Source organism: Microvirga tunisiensis, from assembly GCF_009296175.1.
In the GTDB taxonomy this organism is placed as follows: Bacteria; Pseudomonadota; Alphaproteobacteria; order Rhizobiales; family Beijerinckiaceae; genus Microvirga; species Microvirga tunisiensis.
Map to the genome: position 1 here is coordinate 1 of NZ_VOSK01000726.1, position 1,544 is coordinate 1,544.

Here is a 1,544-nt window from a genome sequence, read left to right on the forward strand (position 1 = left end):
TGGAACTCTTATGTTCAAATGCAAGCGGCACGGCCACGACTGTTCATCCCGCCAATCATGGCTGGTCCCGCATCGTGGAGCTCATGCGCAATGTAGGAGACAGGGCCTCAAGACGACGGTTTGCAAACTCTTATACGCGGGTTGGATACCGCATTTCCGTGTGTACGCCTGGGGCTGCTTCTCTCTTAGTACGGGCATCGACGTCGTCGGCCACTCAGTTCCATCGAAGGTTCCCCGACCGGGGCCCTGCCTCCAAGATTGCGCATCAGCAGATGATCTTGTCTCCCCTTTCGAATGCGCGCGATCTGCGGTGCTCGGCTAAGCGTGGTGAGCTGGTTGCACTTCCTGGCCGATCGCCCACAGGAAGGCCGACATTTCTCTCGCGATCGCGGTGATCGCGATGGCCTTGTGCTTCCCCGAAAGGATCATTGTTCGATAGCGAGAGCAGAGGCGCAGCTGACCTTTCCACGCGATTTCGCGAACACTTCGCGGGAGGCCCTCCAACTGCGCTTGCTTGGTTCGACTGACCCGCGCCGGGAAGCGGTAAGCCCATGCGCCTTCGACCAGCATGCGACGGGCCCGTGAGTTCCCGGCCTTAGTGATCCCACCGCGTTTGACGTGTTCACCTGTCGAGCTCTCTGACGGAACGAGGCCAAGAAAGGCCATCAGCTGGCGAGGGTTGTCGAAGCGGCGGATGTCGCCAATTTCGGCAACAAGGACGACGGCGGCCATCAATGACACGCCTCGTAGCGCCTGATAGGCTTCGACAACAGGAGCCATCGTCCAGGATTTGACCGTCTCCGCGATCAGATCGGTCAGACGCTTTAGGCGCGCTTCGGCATCCTCGATCGCCTGGCAGTATTCCTGGAGCACGATGAAGTGCGCCGGATGCTCGAACCTCAGAGTCGATAGCCACCGCCTATGCGCCAGCGACCAGGATGAGCGGCCCGAATAGACACGGCCATGTCGAAGGAGGAACGACTGAAGCTGCTGACGCGCCCGCTTTTGAGCCTCCTGGGCTGCTTCTCGGGCCCGCACCAGATCGCGCATCGCCTCATGCCCGCGGTCGGGCACCCAAACCGCTGTCAGCTCACCCGCACGATGTAGCCGTGCCAAGCTGACCGCATCGCGCCGGTTGGTCTTCACGCGATCTCCGGGACGCTTGGGAATGAGGGCCGGTGCCACCACCACACAATCATGGCCCATCTCGGTGAGCTGACGGTAGAGTTCGTACCCTGTCGGCCCTGCCTCGTAACAGAAGTGGAGCTTGGCTCCTCGCTTGGCCAGCTTGTACACGAGGGATGACACCGAGGCCGGGTCTGAGGGGATGTCCCCGAGAAATCTGACCTCACCACCCCGCTCGCCATCCGCGACGGCGACAGAAATCTTCAGTTTCGAGACGTCCAGACCGATGAAAAGTCTGCTATGCTGATCCACGGTTCATCCTCGCTAAGCTTGGGGCTCGGCTTCGGCCACTCCGAAGCAACCCCCGATCTCAGCTTACGGCGAGGGTGAGCCGCCTTCACCCCGAGAACATACGGTCT

The 1,544-nt window shown here is 60.9% G+C and carries 1 protein-coding gene; it reads right to left on the reverse strand.

Features of this window, described 5'->3' with window-relative positions; translation table 11 throughout:
* Positions 1 to 318: 318 nt before the first annotated feature.
* Positions 319 to 1,437, reverse strand: coding sequence for an IS110 family RNA-guided transposase (locus tag FS320_RS43180; RefSeq protein WP_162003632.1), 1,119 nt, complete (start codon positions 1,435 to 1,437; stop codon positions 319 to 321).
* Between the last annotated feature and the right edge of the window lie 107 nt (positions 1,438 to 1,544).